At 70.7% G+C, this 19,294-nt stretch carries 13 protein-coding genes; 8 read left to right on the forward strand and 5 right to left on the reverse strand.

Features of this window, described 5'->3' with window-relative positions; genetic code table 11:
- Positions 1 to 9: 9 nt before the first annotated feature.
- From IOD14_RS05345 to IOD14_RS05355, 3 genes are read left to right on the forward strand one after another with little or no spacing between them, the layout of a single operon-like run.
- A complete protein-coding gene (locus IOD14_RS05345; RefSeq protein WP_123991263.1) occupies positions 10 to 1,503 on the forward strand; it encodes an SCO6880 family protein in 1,494 nt (497 codons plus the stop codon).
- Positions 1,500 to 3,302, forward strand: coding sequence for an ATP/GTP-binding protein (locus IOD14_RS05350; RefSeq protein WP_123991264.1), 1,803 nt, complete (start codon positions 1,500 to 1,502; stop codon positions 3,300 to 3,302). The genes IOD14_RS05345 and IOD14_RS05350 overlap by 4 nt, the downstream gene beginning before the upstream one ends.
- The gene (locus IOD14_RS05355; protein WP_212669768.1) at positions 3,299 to 5,101 is read left to right on the forward strand and encodes a type IV secretory system conjugative DNA transfer family protein; all 1,803 of its coding nucleotides are present in this window, start codon (positions 3,299 to 3,301) and stop codon (positions 5,099 to 5,101) included. Before IOD14_RS05350 ends, IOD14_RS05355 begins: the two co-directional genes overlap by 4 nt.
- Here IOD14_RS05355 and IOD14_RS05360 read toward each other — a convergent pair.
- Together IOD14_RS05360 and IOD14_RS05365 are read right to left on the reverse strand one after the other, a co-directional pair.
- Positions 5,010 to 6,236: a DUF418 domain-containing protein gene (locus IOD14_RS05360; RefSeq protein WP_212669769.1), complete on the reverse strand. Its 1,227-nt coding sequence runs from the start codon at positions 6,234 to 6,236 to the stop codon at positions 5,010 to 5,012. The two genes, IOD14_RS05355 and IOD14_RS05360, sit on opposite strands and share 92 nt — an antisense overlap.
- Entirely contained in the window at positions 6,233 to 6,628 is a 396-nt protein-coding gene (locus IOD14_RS05365) for a DUF3592 domain-containing protein (RefSeq protein ID WP_212669770.1), read from the reverse strand. The genes IOD14_RS05360 and IOD14_RS05365 overlap by 4 nt, the downstream gene beginning before the upstream one ends.
- 164 nt (positions 6,629 to 6,792) lie before the next feature.
- On the opposite strand from IOD14_RS05365, the gene IOD14_RS05370 reads away from it, so the two are divergent.
- The gene (locus IOD14_RS05370) at positions 6,793 to 7,827 is read left to right on the forward strand and encodes a C40 family peptidase (RefSeq protein WP_212669771.1); all 1,035 of its coding nucleotides are present in this window, start codon (positions 6,793 to 6,795) and stop codon (positions 7,825 to 7,827) included.
- Positions 7,828 to 7,909: 82 nt separating this feature from the next.
- On the opposite strand, the gene IOD14_RS05375 is transcribed toward IOD14_RS05370, so the two are convergent.
- Positions 7,910 to 8,389, reverse strand: a complete 480-nt coding sequence (locus tag IOD14_RS05375; RefSeq protein ID WP_123991269.1) for a DUF4913 domain-containing protein — start codon at positions 8,387 to 8,389, stop codon at positions 7,910 to 7,912.
- Positions 8,390 to 8,669: 280 nt separating this feature from the next.
- Between IOD14_RS05375 and IOD14_RS05380 the strand changes: the two genes are divergently transcribed.
- Entirely contained in the window at positions 8,670 to 10,301 is a 1,632-nt protein-coding gene (locus tag IOD14_RS05380) for a hypothetical protein (protein ID WP_123991270.1), read from the forward strand.
- 83 nt (positions 10,302 to 10,384) lie between these two features.
- Here IOD14_RS05380 and IOD14_RS05385 read toward each other — a convergent pair whose 3' ends face one another.
- The gene (locus IOD14_RS05385; protein ID WP_212669772.1) at positions 10,385 to 11,824 is read right to left on the reverse strand and encodes a hypothetical protein; all 1,440 of its coding nucleotides are present in this window, start codon (positions 11,822 to 11,824) and stop codon (positions 10,385 to 10,387) included.
- A 152-nt stretch (positions 11,825 to 11,976) separates the two neighbouring features.
- Between IOD14_RS05385 and IOD14_RS05390 the strand changes: the two genes are divergently transcribed.
- Both IOD14_RS05390 and IOD14_RS05395 read left to right on the forward strand, forming a co-directional pair.
- Positions 11,977 to 12,378, forward strand: coding sequence for a DUF4913 domain-containing protein (locus IOD14_RS05390; RefSeq protein ID WP_212669773.1), 402 nt, complete (start codon positions 11,977 to 11,979; stop codon positions 12,376 to 12,378).
- Positions 12,379 to 12,837: 459 nt separating this feature from the next.
- The gene (locus tag IOD14_RS05395) at positions 12,838 to 14,415 is read left to right on the forward strand and encodes a glycosyl hydrolase (RefSeq protein ID WP_249125839.1); all 1,578 of its coding nucleotides are present in this window, start codon (positions 12,838 to 12,840) and stop codon (positions 14,413 to 14,415) included.
- Positions 14,416 to 14,484: 69 nt separating this feature from the next.
- Here the strand turns inward: IOD14_RS05395 and IOD14_RS05400 are convergent, their stop codons facing one another.
- Positions 14,485 to 17,394, reverse strand: coding sequence for a BTAD domain-containing putative transcriptional regulator (locus IOD14_RS05400; RefSeq protein ID WP_212669775.1), 2,910 nt, complete (start codon positions 17,392 to 17,394; stop codon positions 14,485 to 14,487).
- A gap of 191 nt (positions 17,395 to 17,585) precedes the next feature.
- On the opposite strand from IOD14_RS05400, the gene IOD14_RS05405 reads away from it, so the two are divergent.
- Entirely contained in the window at positions 17,586 to 19,142 is a 1,557-nt protein-coding gene (locus IOD14_RS05405) for a hypothetical protein (protein ID WP_212669776.1), read from the forward strand.
- Positions 19,143 to 19,294: the final 152 nt, after the last annotated feature.

Raw genomic sequence — 19,294 nt, forward strand, 5'->3', positions numbered from 1 at the left:
TCCGGTCACATGTCCACGGAAGCCGTCTCCCATCCGACCTACGGGAACTGGCGCAGGCCGAGGCGGGCGGGGCTCGGATCGCTCGGGCTCCTCGGTACCTTCGTGATCTTCGGCGGACTCGTCGCCACGCTGCTGGCGTCGCTGATCTCGCTGTACGCGGCGGTGATCGTGTTCGTGCCCGTCGTCCTGTTCCTCATCCCGCTCGCCATCCGCACCCAGGACGGCCGCAACGTCTACCAGTTGTTCGCTCTGCGTGTCGGATGGTGGCGCCGGAAGGCCGCGGGCGCGCACCTCTACGTCTCGGGCCCGCTGTCCGCGCGGCCCGGGGGCCGGTTCCGCCCACCGGGGCTGCTCAACAAGGTCACCGCGACCGAGGGACGTGACGCCTACGACCGCCCCTTCGGCGTCCTGCACCATCCCCAGCGCGACCTGTACACGATCGTCCTGGGCTGCGACCCCGACGGCGGTTCGCTCATCGACCCCGACCAGGTCGACGTCTGGGTCGCGCTGTGGGGCGAGTGGCTGGCCCGGCTCTCCCACGAACCCGGGCTGAAGGGCGCCACCGTGATCGTGGAGACCGCCCCCGACCCCGGCACCCGGCTCGCCCACGAGGTGCTGCCCCGCATCCACCCCGACGCGCCGCCCGCCGCCCGCGCCGTCATGGAGGAGGTCGTCGAGCGCTACCCGAGCGCCTCCTCCGAGATGCACACCTACGTCACCCTCACCTACGGCAACCCGGCGGGTCAGAAGCGCAAGAAGGAGGACGTGATCACCGAACTCGCCATCCGTATCCCGGGCCTGCTCAGCGGCCTGGTGGCGGCCGGCGGCGGCGCCGCCTACCCGCTGTCGTCCGAACGGATCGCCGAGGTCGTCCGGGTCGCCTACGACCCCGCGGTCGCCGCCGACGTCCTCAACGCCCGTGCCCTGGACGGCGGAACGGGCCTGGAGTGGGACGACGCGGGCCCCGCCGCCGCCGTGGAGACGGTGAACGCCTACCAGCACGACTCGGGTGTCTCCCGCACCTGGATGCTGACCCTGGCGCCGCGCGGCACCGTCCGCTCCTCGGTGCTGCGCGGCATGCTGGAGGCGGCCCCCGGGACCCGGCGCAAGCGCGTCGCCCTGGTCTACCGGGCCATCGACCCCGCCACCTCGGCCCGTATCGTCGAGGCCGACCGGCGCAGTGCGCAGTTCATGGCCACGTCCGGCAAGGGCATGGTGCAGGCACGCGCGGCCTCCGAGGTGCGGGCGGCCGAACAGACCGCCAACGAGGAGGCGTCCGGCGCGGGACTCGTCGAGTTCTCGCTGATGCTGACGGTCACCGTCGACAGCATGGCGGAACTGGCCGACGCCAGCGTCACCGTACGCAATCTGACCGCAGCCTCCCGGGTGCTGATGCGCCCCGCCGACCGGATGCAGGCGGCGGCCTTCAGCTGCACCCTGCCCGCCGGGATCCTTCCGTGGGAGCAGACCCTCGTCCCGCACGAACTGCAGGAGGCGCTGTGAGCCGCCGTAGCGAACAGAAGCAGGCCGAGCGGGAGGACCGCCTGGCCGAGGAACAGTCGTTCGGGGAACTGGGCGGCGGGCCGGTCCGGTTCGGCCCGGACGTGTTCGGGTCGCAGACGTCCGGGAAGAAGTCCGCACAGGCCAAGGCCACCCCCGACGCCAAGCGCGGCGGCAGGCAGAAGGCCCCGGCCAAGCCCAGGGAGCCGTACGTCCCGGCCCGCGGCTGGCAGGGTGCGGGCGGCGGACGCGTCGGCTACATGGACCCGCCCACCATGTGGCGCGCCACCACCGTGCAGGCATGCGGTATGTGGCCGTTCGCCGCCGGTTCGGGCTCACCCATGACCGGAGTGCCGCTCGGCCAGCACCTGTTCACCGGAGCCACGGTCTGCGGCGACCCGCTGAACTGGTTCACCCGGGCCCGCTACATCTCCAACCCCTCACTCTTCATGCTCGGCATGCCGGGCCTGGGCAAGTCCACCCTCATCAACCGGATGCTGATCGGGCTCGCCGCGAACGGTGTCGTCCCGCTGGTCCTCGGCGACCTCAAGCCCGACTACGCCGACACCGTCCGCGCGCTGGGCGGCCAGGTCATCTCCATCGGCCGCGGCCGGGGCGGCATCAACGTCCTCGACCCGGGCGCCATGGGCGAGGCCGCCGCGAAGATCGGCGGCGAGGCCGGCGAGGTCCTCAGGGCCGAGGCCCACGGCCGGGTCCTGAACATGGTCGCCGCCCTCATCACCATCGTGCGCGGCCGTCCCATGGACGACCACGAGCAGTCCGTGCTCTCCGCGGTCCTGCACCACCTGCGCGAACGCACCCTTCCCGGCCGTACGGTGCTGCTGCCGGACGTGCTGCGAGTCCTGACCGAGGGCCCCGCCCGGGTCCGCGCGGTCACACTCGACCGGGGTGACGACTCCCGCTACCGGGACGCTGTCGACCCGCTGCACCGCTCCCTGCTCGGCATCCTCGACGGCCCGCTCGGCGACACCTTCGCCTCCGAGACGTCCACCCGGATCGACGCGAACGCGTCCGCCGTGTGCATCGACATCTCCGGCATCGGCGAGGCCGACACCCAGCTCACCGCCGCCGCGATGCTCGCCGCCTGGTCCGACGGGCTGGGCACGGTGGCCGCCTCGCACGCCCTCGCGGACGCCGGACTCGCGCCCCGGCGCTGGTTCTTCACCGTGCTCGACGAGCTGTGGCGCCCGCTGCGCGCCGCCTCCGGCATCGTCGACCGCATCGACGCCCTCACCCGCCTCAACCGCTCCCTCGGCCTCGGCGACGCCAAGATCACCCACACCCTCAAGGACGCCGAGGCACTCGGTACCGACGCCGACCGCGCCAAGGCACGCGGCTTCGTCGAGCGGGCCGGGATGGTGGTGTGCGCCGGTCTGCCGAAGACCGAGATGGTGGACCTCGGCAAGGTGGTCGGACTGTCCCGGCGCGAGATCGAACTCGTGTCGTCCTGGTCCTCGCCCCCGGGCTGGGGCGTCCGCGGCGAGGACGAGGAACCTCCGGGCCGGGGCCGCTTCCTCATCAAGGTCGGCGGTCGCCCCGGCATCCCCATCAAGGTCGCCATCACCGACGCGGAGCGCGAACTGCACAACACCAACACCCGCTGGACGACCAACGAGGCGGCCATCGAGCAGGCCGCCGCCCGCGCCGCCGCCGATGTCGCACGAGCCGCCCAGGAAGGGCCCATTCCGCTGGGATTCCCCGGCGACCCGGCTCCCCTCGCCCTCCCCGGCGCCCCCGGGTTCCCCGCCGCCGATGCATCGGCCGGGGGGTGGACCGCATGAGCGGACCCCGCAGCGGCGACCTCGGTGAGCAACTGCCGTGGGCCATCACCGCCGTCGCCGGCACCGGCCTCCTCGCGTTCACCATCGCCTGGGCCGGCGGCACCTTCGGCGCCGGGCTCTCCGGCGACGGGTGGAACGCCCCGCCGTTCACCAGGTCCAGCATCGCCACCCTGGCCGTCCACGGACCGACCGCGCTGTGGCCCGGCACACCGGCCGCCGCGCTCTACGCGGGCATGTTCGGCATGCTGGCGCTCATCGCGGTGCCCGCCGCACTCCTCGTCACCTTCTTCATCGACCGCGCCAAAGCGCCCAAGGGCCTCGCGGGCCGGCGCGAACTCGCCGCCATGTGTCCCAAGGGCATCGAGGCCCGCGCCCGCGAACTGCGCCCCACCCTCAAGAGCCGCGAACAGCTCCACCCCGACGAGACCGGCAACCTCCTCGGCGACCTCGACCCCAAGGGCCCCGAACTGCGGAGCAGTTACGAGGACGTGGAGCTCGACCTGATGGCGCCCCGCGCCGGCAAGTCCACCGGCATCGCCGTCCCCCGGGTGCTGCGCGCCCAGGGCGCGGTCCTGCTGACCTCCAACAAGTCCGACGTGTACGCCGTCACCCGCGCCGAGCGCGAGAAGGCGGGCGCGGTCTGGACGTTCGACCCGCAGGGCATCGCCCACACCCCGCGCGCCATGTGGTGGAACATCCTCGGTGAGTGCCACACCATCGAGGGCGCCCGCCGGATGGCCGGCCACTTCGTGGCGTCCGTCAACGACGACACCGCGAAGAAGGACTTCTGGATCTCGGCCGCGCAGAACACCCTGACGGCTCTCTTCCTGGCCGCCGCGCGCAGCCGGACCCCGTTGCCGGAACTCCTCGGCTGGCTCGCGGACCCGGCCGACCGCACCCCGGTCGACCTGCTCCGCGAGGTCGGTCTCATCGCGATGGCCGAGCAGTTGCAGGGCACCGTACGCGGCGCGGTGGAGACCCGGGACGGAATCTACGAGACCGCCCGGCAGACCGCCTCCTGCCTCCTGGACCCCGAGATCCTCGCCTGGGTCACTCCCGACCCCGAACTCCCGGAGTTCCGCCCGGACCGGCACGTCCTCGGCACCGACACCCTCTACCTGCTGTCCAAGGACGGCGGTGGTTCCGCGGCGGGCGTCATCGCGGGGCTCGCCGACGCGACGATGCGGGCCGGTGTCGTCGCCGCCGAACGCATGGGCGGCCGGCTCGACCCGCCGCTGACCGCGGTCCTCGACGAAGCCGCCAACGTGTGCCGCATCTCCGATCTCCCCGACCTCTACTCGCATTTCGGCTCGCGCGGCATCAACGTCGTGACCCTGCTCCAGAGCTACCGCCAGGGCGCCCGCGTGTGGGGCGAGGTCGGCATGGACGCGCTGTGGAGCGCGGCGACCATCAAACTCCTCGGCGCGGGCCTGGACGACGCCGACTTCGTCCAGAAGATCTCCACGCTGGTGGGCCAGCACGATGTGAGGACCCCGAGCGTCTCCCGCAGCAAGGACGGCACTTCACGCTCGTACTCCTACCGACAGGAGTCCGTCCTGCCGCCCGACAGGATCCGCGCCCTCCCCAAGGGCACCGCCCTGCTCCTCGCCACCGGCGTCAAGCCGGCTCTGATCCGGCTGCGCCCCTGGTACAAGGAGCCCGGCGCCAGTGAGATCTCGGCGGCGGCGAGGGCGGAGACGGCGGCCATCACGGAACGCGCAGCGGCTCGTCTGCTGCCGGGGCTGACCCTGGAGAAGGAGAACGCCGCGCAGAGCCACCGGGACACCGCGCCGGCGTGACCCTCCGCAGCACCAGCTCGGCCGGTGCGTACCGGACCCGACCCATCAGCCAAGCGCCGAAGGCGAGTTGGGCACCGTACAGCATCACGCACCCGGCGAGGACGACGGCCGTGCCGACCCGGTCGTAGAGACCGAAGCCGTACCCGGTGAAGACGAGCGCGAGGACCAGCGACTGGGTGAGGTAGTGGGTGAGGGCCATGCGCCCGGAGGCGGCGAGCACGCGGGCCGCCGCCGGGCGCACGACGCTCAGCAGCAGAAGCAGCCCGCAGGCGTACGACGCGGTGAGCGCGGGTGCGGTCAGCAGCGACACCGCGTGTCCGACGAGGAACCACCGGTTGTCCAGCGGCCCGTTCGCACCGCACGCGGTGACCACACCACCGGCCAGGCCGACCGGCAGCCACCGTACGACGACTCCTCGCAGCCACCGCCGGTCCCGCCCGTGCCGCTCCACCAGCCCCGCCTTGGCCGCCGCGAGGCCGGCCAGGAACGCGGCCAGCATGTCGGGGGCGTACATCAGGTTCGCGCCGAGAGCCGTCGGCAGCTCGCGCAGATGGGTCCCGATCACCGACAGGAAACCGCCGCGGTAGGCGCTCACGGAGCGCGCAGCCTCGGGGGCGTACTGAGCCGGGGTGACCGGCTCGGTGAAGGCGACGGTCAGCAGCCCGTACCCGAGCAGCAGCACGGCGAGGCCCGCCACCAGACAGACCGCGACCCGCAGGGCGGCCCGGGGGGAGAGGCCGCGCAGGCCGTACAGGATCAGTCCCAGAGCGGCGTACGTCATCAGGATGTCGCCGGGAAAGAGCAGGACGGCGTGGACGAGACCGAGGCCGAACAGCCCCGCGGCGCGCCGGAGATGGTGTGCGGCGGACGGGCTTCCCGACTCCCGGGCGGAGCGCTCCTGGAGGACGAAGCTGTAGCCGAAGAGGAAGGAGAACAGCTGGTAGACGTTGGTGGTCGCGGTCACCGCCCAGGCGGCGGCCCGGTCCACGCCGGTGGCGTGCGGGCCGCCCCCGAACGCCGTGTAAGGACCCGCCATCAGCTGGGCGTTGACGAGCAGGATGCCGAACAGGGCGAACCCGCGCAGCACGTCGACGTCCTGGACCCGCCCCGAGCGGACCGCCTCGCGCTCCCTCACCGCGTCACCATGGGGGTCCCGCCCGCGAAGGCCACGGTCGACGAAAGGAACCACCCGAGCGCCGGTGACAGCAGATACCGCGGGGTCCACAACCTGGCCGCAGCGGGCCGGTCGCGCGGATAGACCACGGGCACGGTCCCGCCGACCGGCGGCATTCCGCTCAGCGACCCGTACGCGCCCGGATCGATGACGAAGGTCCGCCCCAGGTGGTCGGTGAACACCACGAGTCCGGTCCGCCGTCGGTCGCCCGACACTCGCGGCGTCACGACACCCGTCACGAGCACTCCACGTGCCCACAACCGTGCCACGGTCACCAACTGCCGGACGGCGAGCAGGAGAAACCCGAGGCCGAGCCCCGTGCTCAGGGCAAGCAGCAGCAGCTTGGCGTTCATACAGTCCCCTTCACCGACCCGTACACCTCTTCTCGGCGCACAACGGATGCCGTGGTGCCACTGGTTCACGCCCTCCTTGAACCGCCGGACGGGTGGTCCCCGTTGTGCGGACGGACCCCACGGTCCAACCCCGACCGACGCATACGAAGGGAGCTTCGGCCCGGATGAGACGGCCTCTGCGCACCCACGGCTACCGGGCGGCGGCAGCAGTCGCCCTGGCCTGCGCCCTCACGGCGGCGACCCAACAGGGCGCCCAGGCCGACCCCCAGACCCTCACCGAGGTACAGAAGGAGCTTGAGAGCCTGTACCACCAGGCGGAGGTGGCGACCGACAGGTACAACGCGGCAGACGGCAAGGTGAAGGCACAGAAGAAGCGCGTCAGTTCACTCGACTACCAGGTCCGCACGACCGAGGCGAAACTGACCCGCCTCAACTCCCTCGCCGGAGCGGCGGCCAGGGCCCAGTACCGCAGCGGCGGCGTGCCCGCCGAACTGCAGTTCGCCCTGGCCAGCGACCCCGGACGGGCCCTGGACAACGCGGGGTTGGCTCTCCGGGCCCAGCAGAACACGCAGAACTTGCTGACCGACCTGAAGACGACGAAGTCGGCCCTGCGCGCCCGCACGGACGAGGCGGCGGCCGAGCTGAAGCGGTTGCAGGCGAGCCGCCGCGCGATGGCCACGCAGCGCAGGACGGTCGAGCGGCACATCGCCGAGGCGAAGCTGCTGGAGTCCTCGCTGGCGGCGAAGGAACGCCGACGCCTCGCCGACCTGGAGAAGAAGCAGTCCGAGCAGGCCCAGGCGAAGTGGGAGAGCACGGGCATCCTCAAGAAGGTCGGCACCGACGCGACGACCGCCGGCCAGAAGGCCATCGCCTTCGCCGCGAAGCAGATCGGCAAGCCCTACGTCTGGGGCGCCGAGGGCCCCGACTCCTTCGACTGCTCCGGCCTCACGAGCCAGGCGTGGCTGGCGGCGGGCGTCACCATCCCCCGCACGTCGGAGACGCAGTGGGCCCAGCTGAAGCACGTCCCGGTCGAGGACATGCGACCCGGTGACCTGATCATCTACTTCTCCGACGCGAGCCATGTGGCGATCTACGTCGGGGGCGGGAACATCATCTCGGCCCCGCGGCCGGGGCGGTACGTGTACGAGTCGCCGGCGGCGTCGATGCAGATACTGGGGGTGGTGCGGCCGGACGCGTGACAGCCGGGCAGGGACAGCGACGAGGAGGCGAGCCGCCGGGACGGGGCCCGCCCCTCATCGCGTTCGCGACTCGCCGCGATCGTCAGGTCCGGCTCTTCGGCTGGGGCGGCGGCCCGAACGGGTCGGTGGCGTCGACGGGCGGCGACTCCTTCGCACGGTGAGAGCCGGGCTTGCAGCCGGCGAACGGGCCGGTCGGGTCGCGCAGGATGTGCATGACCGGGTTCAAGTAGTCCCGGTGCCAGCTGGCGGGACCGCTCAGACCGGACTCGGAGCCGGTGTCGCTCAGCTCGTCCCAGGCAAGCCACAGGGCGTGCAACTGGGCCACGGCTTCCGGGTGTTCCCACCAGCGAGAGCACCACGGGGCCATGGAGGTGACCTCGCGGCCGTAGACCGGCAACAGCACGTGATGCACCCACAGGGTCAGTTGACGCAGCGACTGCCCGTACTCAGGTCCCTGCAAGTAGAGGATGAACTTCGGCGCGGAGGCGGGCTGCGGGGCTTCGCCGGAGGCTGTGGTCGGCGCTTCAGTCGCGTCTTCGAGGCCAGGGGCCCGGACCGTCATCGTGACGCTCCCTTCTGATGTGCGGTGCAGACACAGGTTTCATCCGGCTGAAACGCGTCCGGGCGGCGCGCGGTTCACCGGTCGGCAAGCCGGGTTGAACCGCAGGGGAGCGGGGCCCGTTGAAGCCACGAGACCGCCCAGCCGCATAACAAGAGCACTTGTCACTCCGAAGAGGAGGAACCTCACGATGGCGGAATTCGACCGGCCAGCATTCGAGAGGGATGAAGCGGCCGCAAGGAAAGAGCTGAAGAGGTACGGCCTCCACAAGGATGCCGCCTTCATGTCGGCCTTCGACGGCTACATGCACCAGCTGTCCGAAAACGGAAGGTGGATATCCGAAGGGCACACACCCAACGAGCGGTGGGCCGGTGACGCGGCGGACAAGCTCGTGGCCCAGTTCGACCGCCTCCAGGCGCTGCACGTCCCGGCCAAGTGGTGGCGGGACAAGTACAGTGACAACGGGCACAACAAGCTCTCCACGCGGGAACTCGCCGCGATGGCGACGGAGACCAAGAAGCACAAATACCTGTGGAGCAAGTCGGAACCGTACTATCCGGCGAAGAAGGCGGCGGAGGACGGCGGGCTGATCCTGGAGACGTCGCCCCCCGGCAAGATCTTCAACGCCAAGAACTTCGGGTTCGGATCCTGGTCCGACGCCCCCGTGCAGGCCCGGCTCTGGGAGCACATGTCCGGCCACTACGTGGATGGCGCGGAGGGGCCGGTCACCGCGGTGATGCTCGGCGGCCGGGTGGCGAGCAGCGTACTGACGAAGTACGAGTGGCCGCACCTGAAGAAGCTCATCGAGGACGGCAAGGTCCCTCACATGCACGTCAAGTTGATGGGTTTCAGGGGCGACTCGGCCGACTCGGCCACTTGGTCACTGGCGACGAGGGACAGCTTCGACGTCCGACGCCAGGGAACGTTCGACCGCATCCCGTCCCCCGACTCCGACTTCGCGGACAAGCAGAACCGGTGGCGGAACAGGGAGAAGGAACGGAACGCCCGGGGCAGTTCGTCCAGTTCTCCCAGCAGCTCCGGCGAGAGCGCCTCGTCCAATCTCTCACTCGCGAACTTCCACGAGGTGTTCAACGACCCCTCGGCGATCGTCTGCATGGTCGACCCTTACGCGGGAGACGGTCAGATCTCGCAGAGCCCGGAAGCGCTCTCCAGGGCCTCGTCCGCGGGTGGCGTCGCACTGGAGGACACGCAGGGGTTGACGGGCCGCGCGCTGACCGCGGCCAACGTGCGCAACGAGCTGGCCGCTCTGGCTCAGGGCAGGCAGACACTCAAGGAGAAGATCACGAGCTTCCGGGAGGCCCAGGAACGACGGGCCAGTGAGGCCCCGACCACCTTCCCCGTTCCCACGATGCCCACCATGCAGGCGTTGAGTGGCTTCACCGCCGACCAACTGACCGGGGGCATGGGCAGGATGTCCGTCAGTGGCGGTTCCAGCGGCGAGTTCTCCCCGTTGACCACGAGCCCCGCTCAGTTCATGGTCGACCCCAGCCACTACAGCAGAGGCCCGTTCGGCGGTGGCAGCTCGTACCCCGTCCCCTCGGCGCCGGTGAACACCGCGGCGTACAGCCCCACGTATGACGACTCCCGTTACGCGGCGCGGAGTACGACGTCCAGTTCTTCGGGCGGCGTTCCGCTGGGGGAGAGGACCCCCAGCCCGCCCGAGACTTCGGTGCACGGGGGTTCGGAACACGGGGACTCGGTGCACAGCTCGTCGTCGGACTCCGCCGGTGGCGGCGTTCCACTGACGCAGGGAGAGCATCAGCCGACCCATCAGCCGGCCCAGGAGCCGTCGGACTCGCAGTCGACGCGCCGTCGTGGGGGCGACAAGGGCAAGGCCAAGGCCACCAAGGAGGTCCCGGCCTGGCTCAAGTACGCCGCGGGACGACGCCGCTGACATCCTCTCAGCGCCGGCACCTGACCTGCACGAAGAAGGCGGCGACGGGAAGCTGTTCCCGTCGCCGCCTTCCCCGTGCACGGCTAGCGCAGCGTGGTGGCCGCCCGCACCACCTTGGGCCTCGCGGCCGTCGTCGAAGCCGCGGCATCGGTGAGGTGCGACGACTCCGGAGACGGCGTCCGGGGCATCGGCAGAGCGGCCACTTCACTGGCGGTCCGCCCCATGCTCTCGTCCGAGGAGGACGACGGACTCGGCGTGCGGCGCGGTGAGTTACCGGCTGACGCGGAGCGCTCCACCGTATAGGGCAGGTGGGCCGGCTTGTTGAGCCCCTCCATGCCCAGCTCCGCCGCCTTGCTGACACCCATGTTGCTGGCCTGGACCAGGGTGATCTTCTCGCCCTTGAGGTTCGTCAGGTCGCTCGGGTCCTGGGTCGGTTCGGTGCGCCAGGCACCCTGGTTGTCCTTGCCGAGGCTCAGTTGCGGCAGCACCCGCACATTGCCGACCTGGAACGCCCGCATGGTGATGTCGTCCCAGGTCGCCTGGTCCACCTGGAGTGTCGGCATGTCCGTCCTGGTACCGCCGGGCGGTGTGGCGGGTGTGCCGAAGGCGGCGTGAATGCCGTCGGCGAGGGCGCTGATGTTCATACGCCCGATGACGTCCGCGCGCCTCGGGTCCTGCGTGTTGTACTTCGCGCCCAGATCGTTGTCGTCCGCAAGATTGACCGTGTCGGGCCGGAACCGCTTGTCGTCGTCCCTCGGGTTGAAGGTCACGTTGCCCTTGAGGACCTCGTCCTGGGCCATCTTGGCGAGGTAGCCCATGTGCATGACTGCGGCCGTTCTGGCCGCCTCCTGCCCCCGGGTGCCCTCGCGTGTGTAGATGGCGAAGGTGTCGAGGTGGCGCATCATCTGGGGTTCGATGTCCGCGTCGCCGTGCTGTTCCGTCATTGCCTGGAAGCCCGCGTTCAGGACGTTGCGCATATTGGCGTCCTGGCCGTGCGAGAGGTCGACGACCTTCAACTCCGCGGTGGAGAAGTCGAACGGCGCCGCCGCGGTGTGCGAGAAGTTCTCGTCCTGCTGGACCGCCTGCCATTCCTCGTCCGTCATGTGGTGGTGCGACAGGTCGAGACTCAGACCGGTTTCGCTTCCCCGCAGCAGGTACGTGGTGAGGTCCTTCGCGGCGATGTACCCCGCGTTGCCCATCTCCATGTTGAAGATGTCCTCGATCGACCGGTGGTTGTACTTCGGACCGAGGCCGGCGGCCAGCTTCCTCGTGTCGTCGCGCACGTGCCGCACCTGGACGCCGTGCTCCTGCGCCTCCGCCCGGTATCCGTCCATGAGTTCCTGCACATGCCGGCGCCCGGTGTCTCCCGGACGACGCCGGGGCAGCACCACCAGCTCCCGCCGGGAGTTCGGGAACCGCTGGCTCAACGCCCGCAGTCCCGCCTTGGCGTTGTCGCTCAGCTCCTCTCCGAACCAGATCATCTGAACCCTCTCGGGCTCCTTGGCCGGATCACGCTCGGGCATGCAGGTACCTCCCTGGGACGGCGGCCCAGCGCCGCCGGCTGTCACGCACAACGGCCCGTGCACGCCCGGGGGTTCAGTGCGAGCTGAACCCCCGGGGCGCGGCTCCCCGTCGTGCTGGTGACGAGAACCCACTGAGCAGACGGAGCACGGACATGACGACCCAAGCGGCGGAACCGGCGGAGGAGCAGGAGAAAGGGCCCGCCTTCATCGTCTACATGGACGGATCCGAGTACGAGGACGGGCTGCACCGGCTGACGTTGTGGGTCCGCCATCTGCTGCTGCCGGTGTACGGCAGGGAGGTCACCTCCATGGCCCCCTGGTGCTCCAGCTGGTGGCAGCACAAGGAGGCGGTGGCGCAACTGTACGGACTCTGGATGGCATGGCAGGAGCTCACCGGTCCCGGCTCCGCCGCCGGTGGCCCCTCGACCTGGCACCGCGACCATCTCACCCACGTCATGGCCTCCTTGCGGGATCCCGCGGGCCCCTTCGCGGGCTGCAAGGTGGGCTCACACCGCCCCAAGGAGGCGCCGGGGATGGATCCTTACCCGGCCTGAACCGGTACGCGGACGGGGTGAGGGATTGAACCGTCCGATGGGCGTGGCCCGTTGCGTGGACAGCACCGATGTCGGCGACCGGCCGGCACTCCCTCGCAGCTGATCGATCATGGAGGTACGGACATGCCCGTTGCCCGAGTGTGGCCATTCGCGTCACAGGGTCTGCTGGAGCGGCGCCGGTTCGCGGCGGAGGCGAATGGGCCGTACTCCCGTCAGGTTCCGTCACGGCCGGCGGAAGACGCCCCGCGCCCTGAGCACTTCCTGCCGGTCTCCGAAATGCCGCTGCTGCCGCCGCTGCCGCCCGGCTTCGAGCCGCGCACGGCGTAGGCCGTTCCGTCGCCTCACGACCAGCTGAACCTTCCACCCCACCCCGCCCGTCGTGCCTGCGCGAGTGAAAACCCCGTCATCCACCCCCACGAGCCCCAAGGAGAGGCCTCTTCCATGCGCACGTTGCGCTCCATGCGCAGACGCACATCGTTCCTTCTGGCACTGCTCCTGGTCGTCGCCGGTGTCTCGGGCGCCGCCGTACTGGTCCAGACCCACCGCTCAAGCGACACCGGCATCAACGAAACCACGACCGCCGCCGTCGCCGACCACACCATCACCCTGCAGAACCGCACCGACAGCCGTATCTGGGTCGGCAGCGAGGTCAACGCCGACGGCTCGGCCGCGCTCACCGGGCTGCCGACGCTGGACCCGGGGCAGTCCGCCACGGTCGGCATCCCCGAGCACGAGGGCGCCGGGCACTGGCGCGGTACCTTCTTCGCCCGCCAGGGCTGCACCGGCGACAGCGGCAGCACGTTCCACTGTGCCGTCGGTGACTGCGGACCGTACGCCGACCGCTGTTCCCTCGGTCAACAGCCCACCGGACTTGCCGAGTTCAACTTCGACCCGGCCGACTCCGCGGCTCCCTGGTACGACGTCAGCTACGTGGACGCCGTGGCCGCCGCGGTCACCATCACGCCGAACGACGTCTCACTGCCCGCGAGCGGCGAGTGTGCGGTGGCGGGGTGCGTCGAGGATCTGCTGTCCGCCTGCCCGGCCGACAACCTGACCAAGGACGCGGGCACCGGGCAGCCGCTGGTGTGCGTCAATCCGAACCGGGATGCGAAGACCCCGTACAGCGACATGGTCAACCAGAAGTGCCCCACGGCGTACGCCTGGTCCAAGCAGGACGCCGAGCCGGGCAACAAGGTCATGTACCAGTGCACCAAGTGCAGCGGCCTGACCGTCGCCTTCGGAACCGGCAGCACCGCCCCGGCCGGCCCCGCCACCACCGCCCCCGCCACCACCCAGGTCACCACTGCCGCCTCGGCCCGCAAGGGCGTCAGTCTCAACCCCGTCGACGGTGCCTCCCAGGCGCTGGCCGAGTCCGGCGCGTCCTGGTACTTCAACTGGGCCTCCTCCACCGGCGCGGTCACCAAGCCGGACGGCGTGGACTACGTCCCGATGATCTGGGGCCCCGGCTCGGTCACCGACGCCGAACTGGGCGCGGCGGCCAGTCAGGGCAAGGAGTTGCTCGGCTTCAACGAGCCCGACAACGGCGGGCAGTCCAACATGACGCCCGAGCAAGCCCTGGACCTCTGGCCCCGGTTGGAGTCCACCGGTCTGCGCCTGGGCGCACCCGCGGTCGCCTCCGGCGCCGATGTCGCCGGAGGCTGGCTGGACCGTTTCATGCAGGGAGCCTCCGCCCGCGGCCTGCGCGTCGACTTCATTCCCCTGCACTGGTACGGCGCCGACTTCGGCCCCGACGCCGCCAACCAGCTGCGCGGCTACCTGCAGGCCGTCCGGGACCGCTATCACAAGCCGATCTGGCTGACCGAGTACGGGCTGATCGACTTCTCCCAGGGTGCTCCCCGTTACCCCAGTGAGCAGGAGCAGACCGACTTCATCAAGTCATCGGCGCAGATGCTGGACGGCCTGGACTTCGTCGAGCGCTACGCGTGGTTCACGTTGTCCACGCAGACCAGCCCGACCGGCCTCTACGACGGCACGACCGCCAACGCCAGCGGCCGGGTCTACCACGATGTGAGCTGACCGGGTGCAGCCCGGCCGTGTCCCAGCCCCCGGGGTCACGGCCGGGTCGTGATCGATCGGAGACCCGCGTCAGGCACCCCGCCCCGCCGTAGCACCCTGCACGTCGGAGTCGGGCGGACCGTCCTCCGGTCGGTCGAGTCGCTCGCGGATCTTCTCGGCGTCCTGATGGTCGAACTCCACGAAGATCGCCAGTGCCTGCCGCCAGCTGTCGCGGGCGGCCTCCGGTTCACCGGCCGCCAGTTGGGCGTCACCCAGGTTGCCCAGAGTGTGACCCTCTCCCCACCGGTTGCCGATGTCCCGGTGCGTTCTGAGCGCCTGGTGGTAGTACTCGACGGCGTCGTCGTAACGGTGGCGCCGGCGTTGGGTCGTGCCGAGGATGTCGAGGGCGACGCCTTCGACCCAGCGGTTGCCGTTGGCGCGCAGGAGGTCCAGGGCCTGCTCCAGGCAGCCGACGGCCTCGTCGAGCCGGCCGAGCTGCTGGTAGACGTCGCCCAGGTTGCACAGGGAGATTCCCTCCCCCCAGACGCTGCCGGTGGCCCGTTCGTTCGCCAGCCCCCGGCGGATGTACTCGACGGCCTTGTCGAGCCGGCCGGACTGCAGATACGCGTCGCCCAGGTTGCTCACGGCCGACCTTCTGCCTTCCGTGTCCCCGATCTCTCGGTAGGCGACCATCGCCTGGGAGATGTGGTCGATGGCCTCGTCGAGCCGGCCCGAGCAGCGCAGCGCGGCGGCCAGGTCCGCGAGACCCTGCGCCTCGCCCCGGCGGTCGTCGTCCGCGCGGGCGGCGGCCAGTCCCGTCCGCGCGGTGTCGACCCAGTCGTGCGTGTGGCTTCGAAGGTAGAAGAACCCCCACAGGACCGCAGGCAGTCGCCACGCGATACCCGGCAGGCCGGACCCGGCTGCCTGGTGCACCGCGGAGACCAGGTTGGCCCGTTCGGTCTCGCACCAGTCCAGAGCCTGGTCGTGCGTCCTGAACTCCAGGGGCCGGCACCGGGCCGGCGGCGGTTCCAGGCTGATCCGGCGACGCTGCGGGGTGATGTGCGGGTAGGCGGCGTCAGCGGTGTGCAGGTACCAGGCGAGCAGCCGCTCCACGGCCCGCTTCCGCTCCAGCGGCGTCTCCTCGGCGCGTACGCGTTCGGTGGCGTAGACGCGCAGCAGGTCGTGCAGGGTGTAGCGGCCAGGGAAGTACTCGGTGAGCAGATGGGCGCGGGTGAGCTCGACGAGCAGACCGCGGGCCTCCCGCAGGGGGAGCCCGGCCAGGGCGGCGGCCGCGGGCGCGGAGATGTCGGGTCCGGAGTGCATGCCCAGCAGGCGGAACAGGCGGGTGGCCGGGGCGGACACCGCCTTGTACGACCAGGAGAAGACGGCCCGTACGTCGGTGGTGATGTCGTCGCCGCCGGCGAAGGCGTCGAGGCTGCCGTGGCTGTCGCGCAGTTCCTCGGCGATGGCACTGAGCGGGAAGTCGGGGTGGGCGACGGCGTGGGCGGCGACGATGGCCAGCGCCAGTGGCAGCCGGGCGCACCGGGTGATGATCTCGTCCGCCGCCTGTGGTTCCGCCGCCGGCCGGGCGGTGCCGAGACGGCGCGTCAGGAGGTCGTGTGCCTCGGCGGGCGTCAACTGGTCCAGGGTCAGCGGATGCGCCCCTTCGGCGGCGACCAGGCCGGTGAGCTGGTTGCGGCCGGTGACGATGACCAGGCAGCCGGGGGACCCGGGCAGCAGCGGGCGGACCTGTTCGGTGTCGCGGGCGTTGTCGAGGAGGACCAGCATCCGCCGCCGGGCGAGCATGCTGCGATAGAGCGCCGTCTGGGCGTCGAGGCCGGCGGGGATCCGCATCGGCGGGACACCGAGCGCGCCGAGGAAGGCGCGGATGGCCTCGTCCGGCGTCACGAGCGAGCCGGTCGGATCGAAGCCGCGCAGATTGACGTAGAGCTGTCCGTCGGGGAAGCGGTCGGCTATCTCGTGCGCCCAGTGGACGGCCAGGGTGGTCTTGCCGATGCCGGCCATACCGCCGATCGCACTGATCACCACGGTGGCCGGGGCGCCACCCTGCTCGGGCAACAGGGCCCGGATCTTGTCGAGTTCGGCGGATCGACCGACGAACGTCGGCAGGTCTGCGGGAAGTTGTGCCGGGCGGGCCGCGTGTAAGACGGGCGGGGAGGCGGGGGACACCGGGGGAGCCGGCCCGTCGGGCGGGCGGGGGTCCAGGGTCGTGTCGGCCGCCAGTATGCGGTCGTGCAGATCCCGCAGCGGCGCGCCGGGTTCGATGCCCAGTTCGGCCACCAGGGTGCTTCGCGTACTGCGATAGGCGGCCAGTGCCTCGGCCTGCCTCCCGGACCGGTAGAGCGCCAGCATGAGCAGTCGGCACAGTTGCTCCCGCAGCGGGTACTTGCCGGTCAACGAGCTCAGTTCGGCGATCACTTCGCCGTGGCGTCCACGTTCGACTTCGATGTCCAGCCAGGTCTCCAGCGTGGCCAGTCGCTCCTCGTTCAGCCGGGAGCCCTCGGACTCGGCCAGGGGGCCGGGGAGACCGCCCAGTGCCGCTCCCTGCCACTCGTCGAGCGCTGCGCGCAGCAACTCCGCGGCGGCGGACAGCTCCCCGGCGGCGCGCAGCTTCCTCGCCTCCGTGACCCGCTGCTCGAACACGGCGAGATCGAGTCCGTCCTCCGGCAGACGTATCAGGTACCCGTCCCCGACCGACACGACCATCGGTCGGGTCTCGGCCGCCTCCGGTCCTGGCTCGAGCACCTTGCGCAGGCGTGACACATAGGTCCGAAGGACGGACACGGCAGCCGTCGGCTGCTCCTCCCCCCAGACCGCGTCGAGGAGTTCGGCGAGTGCGACAGCGCGTCCCCGTCGCAACAACAGCGTCGCCAGGACGGCCCGCTGCTGTGGCGAACCGAGGTCCAGTTCCTGTTCACCCCGCCATGCCCGGACCGGCCCGAGCACGGCGAAGCGCACGCAGTTCTTGTAGCCGCTCACCCCTTGACTGTACTCAACAGCATTTCCACCAGAGCCATCTGACGGAGCGTGCCCCTCCCGTTCCGGTCGTCGCTGCCCTGTCGGCTCAGGAGTTGAACCGTTCCCGTGCGGCGCCCGTTGCGATAGCCGGGGACCGTCACGGCGTTCCCTACCGGGTCCATGCGGCCGGGAAGCGTCAGAAAGGAAAAGCCATGAGCCGGGGTGAAGAGACGGACGAGCGGACCACGGGGGACGACCACGCCGTGTCCGGGGAACCAGTGGGTCTCGGTAAGGCGGAATCCGCCGGGGACGTGTCCGAGCCCGCCCCACGCCACGCGGTGGTCATCTCCGGGGACGGCTCGGCCGCCATCGACGGCGAACCCGTACCGGTGACTGAGGGAGCGGCGGTCGACGCCGCGATCCTCGACACACTGCACGGGTACGCACGCGACCGGAACACCACCGTGACGGCGACCATCTCCGATCCCTCGGCGGGGTACGTGGCGTTCGTCGAGGTCGCCCCCGACGGTTCCAGCAGCCTTCTGGAGCAGCAGCAGGAGCAGGTGGTCGAGCCTGCCGAACACGCGCAGTCGTACGGACCCGTAGCGGGAACCGGCCTTTCCGGAGCCGGAGCCGGAGCTGACGACGAAGATGACGTCGATCTCACCGAAGCCGACGATCTCGATCCCGCCGAAGCCGAAGCCGACGACGAATCCGACGACGAATCCGAATCCACCGACGGTGATGATGACGACGACTTCGACGTAGAGGCGTACACACTGGAGCAGCAGCGGCAGCGCGGACTCACCTGGCCGCCCCCGCCCGCGCGCCTGGCCGCCCGACCGAGCTCGAGGGTCGCCCCGGGGAACGGATCACGTCAGTCGGACGACGAGTACGGGTCGCCCGGTCTGCTCCACAAGCCGCTGGTCGTCGGGCCGGTGGCCCTCGGCGTGGCCGCCCTCGTCATCGTTCCGCTGGTGGTCCTGGGCAGTGGTGCGTCGGACGACGGAGGGCACCAGAAGCAGGCTGCGCGTTCGAGCGCCGAGACGAGCGGAATTCCTCAGGCCGAGGCGGCGGCGCCGACCGCCTCCTCTTCCGCGAGCAGACTGCCCCCACTGCCCAGCGTGACAGTCACCTCGCCGTCGGCCGGGCCGAAGGCCTCGAAGAGCGCGAAGGCCCCGAAGAGCGGGGGAGGGGTGGGAGGGGTGGGAGGGGTGGGAGGTGTCACGGTCACCGTGACGGCGAAGCCCCCGCGGGCCACCGTGACCGCGAAGCCCCGGCAGGACACCGCCGCCACCGCTGTGAACCGGCTCCACCGCAACGACCCGTCCGGGCGGCACATCTGCTATCGCGCATACCTCTCGGGACAGGGCTGGCAGAAGCCGGTGTGCGACGGCACGCTGGCCGGAACGACGAGCGGAAGCCATCCGATCAAGGCCCTCAACATCGCGGTGCACGGCGGCGACGGCTCGTCCGCCAACGCCTTCGTGCACGACGCCCGGTCGACCGACGGCCGGGGCAAGTGGGCACCGCAGTGGACCGCCGTCATCGGCGACGGCAAGGACAACTACATCGGCAGCACGAAGTCGAGCGCCCCGTACATGACGGGCTTCGCCATCAACATCGGCAGCGGCCACGTCTGCCGCACCGCCAAAGTCCACGGCTACGACTGGGGCAGTTCGGATTGCGCCGACCCGCGCCCCGGCTTCATCTTCGGTGGCGCCCTTGAGAACACGCGCTGGCTCGAAGCCGTCAAGCTCTGGGTGTGAACGGGATGAACCGCAGGGGGTGGTGGACAGGCGCCGACGGAGGGGTGCGCATCGACATCGACCAGGCGTACATCGGGAAGCCCGGCAGAGGCCGCCCACGTGGGCTCGCACCGCCCCGGGTCACAGCGACGCGCACCGCGGAGACGGCCGGG

Source organism: Streptomyces sp. A2-16 (assembly GCF_018128905.1).
Lineage (GTDB): Bacteria > Actinomycetota > Actinomycetes > Streptomycetales > Streptomycetaceae > Streptomyces.

What these genes read in the sequence shown, in the direction of transcription:
- IOD14_RS05345 (WP_123991263.1), top strand. Translation starts at nt 10, where the DNA reads ATGTCCACGGAAGCCGTCTCCCATCCGACCTACGGGAACTGGCGCAGG.
- IOD14_RS05355 (WP_212669768.1), top strand. Translation starts at nt 3,299, where the DNA reads ATGAGCGGACCCCGCAGCGGCGACCTCGGTGAGCAACTGCCGTGGGCC.
- IOD14_RS05365 (WP_212669770.1), bottom strand. Translation starts at nt 6,628, where the DNA reads ATGAACGCCAAGCTGCTGCTGCTTGCCCTGAGCACGGGGCTCGGCCTC.
- IOD14_RS05370 (WP_212669771.1), top strand. Translation starts at nt 6,793, where the DNA reads ATGAGACGGCCTCTGCGCACCCACGGCTACCGGGCGGCGGCAGCAGTC.
- IOD14_RS05375 (WP_123991269.1), bottom strand. Translation starts at nt 8,389, where the DNA reads ATGACGGTCCGGGCCCCTGGCCTCGAAGACGCGACTGAAGCGCCGACC.
- IOD14_RS05380 (WP_123991270.1), top strand. Translation starts at nt 8,670, where the DNA reads ATGTCGGCCTTCGACGGCTACATGCACCAGCTGTCCGAAAACGGAAGG.
- IOD14_RS05385 (WP_212669772.1), bottom strand. Translation starts at nt 11,824, where the DNA reads ATGCCCGAGCGTGATCCGGCCAAGGAGCCCGAGAGGGTTCAGATGATC.
- IOD14_RS05390 (WP_212669773.1), top strand. Translation starts at nt 11,977, where the DNA reads ATGACGACCCAAGCGGCGGAACCGGCGGAGGAGCAGGAGAAAGGGCCC.
- IOD14_RS05395 (WP_249125839.1), top strand. Translation starts at nt 12,838, where the DNA reads ATGCGCAGACGCACATCGTTCCTTCTGGCACTGCTCCTGGTCGTCGCC.
- IOD14_RS05405 (WP_212669776.1), top strand. Translation starts at nt 17,586, where the DNA reads ATGAGCCGGGGTGAAGAGACGGACGAGCGGACCACGGGGGACGACCAC.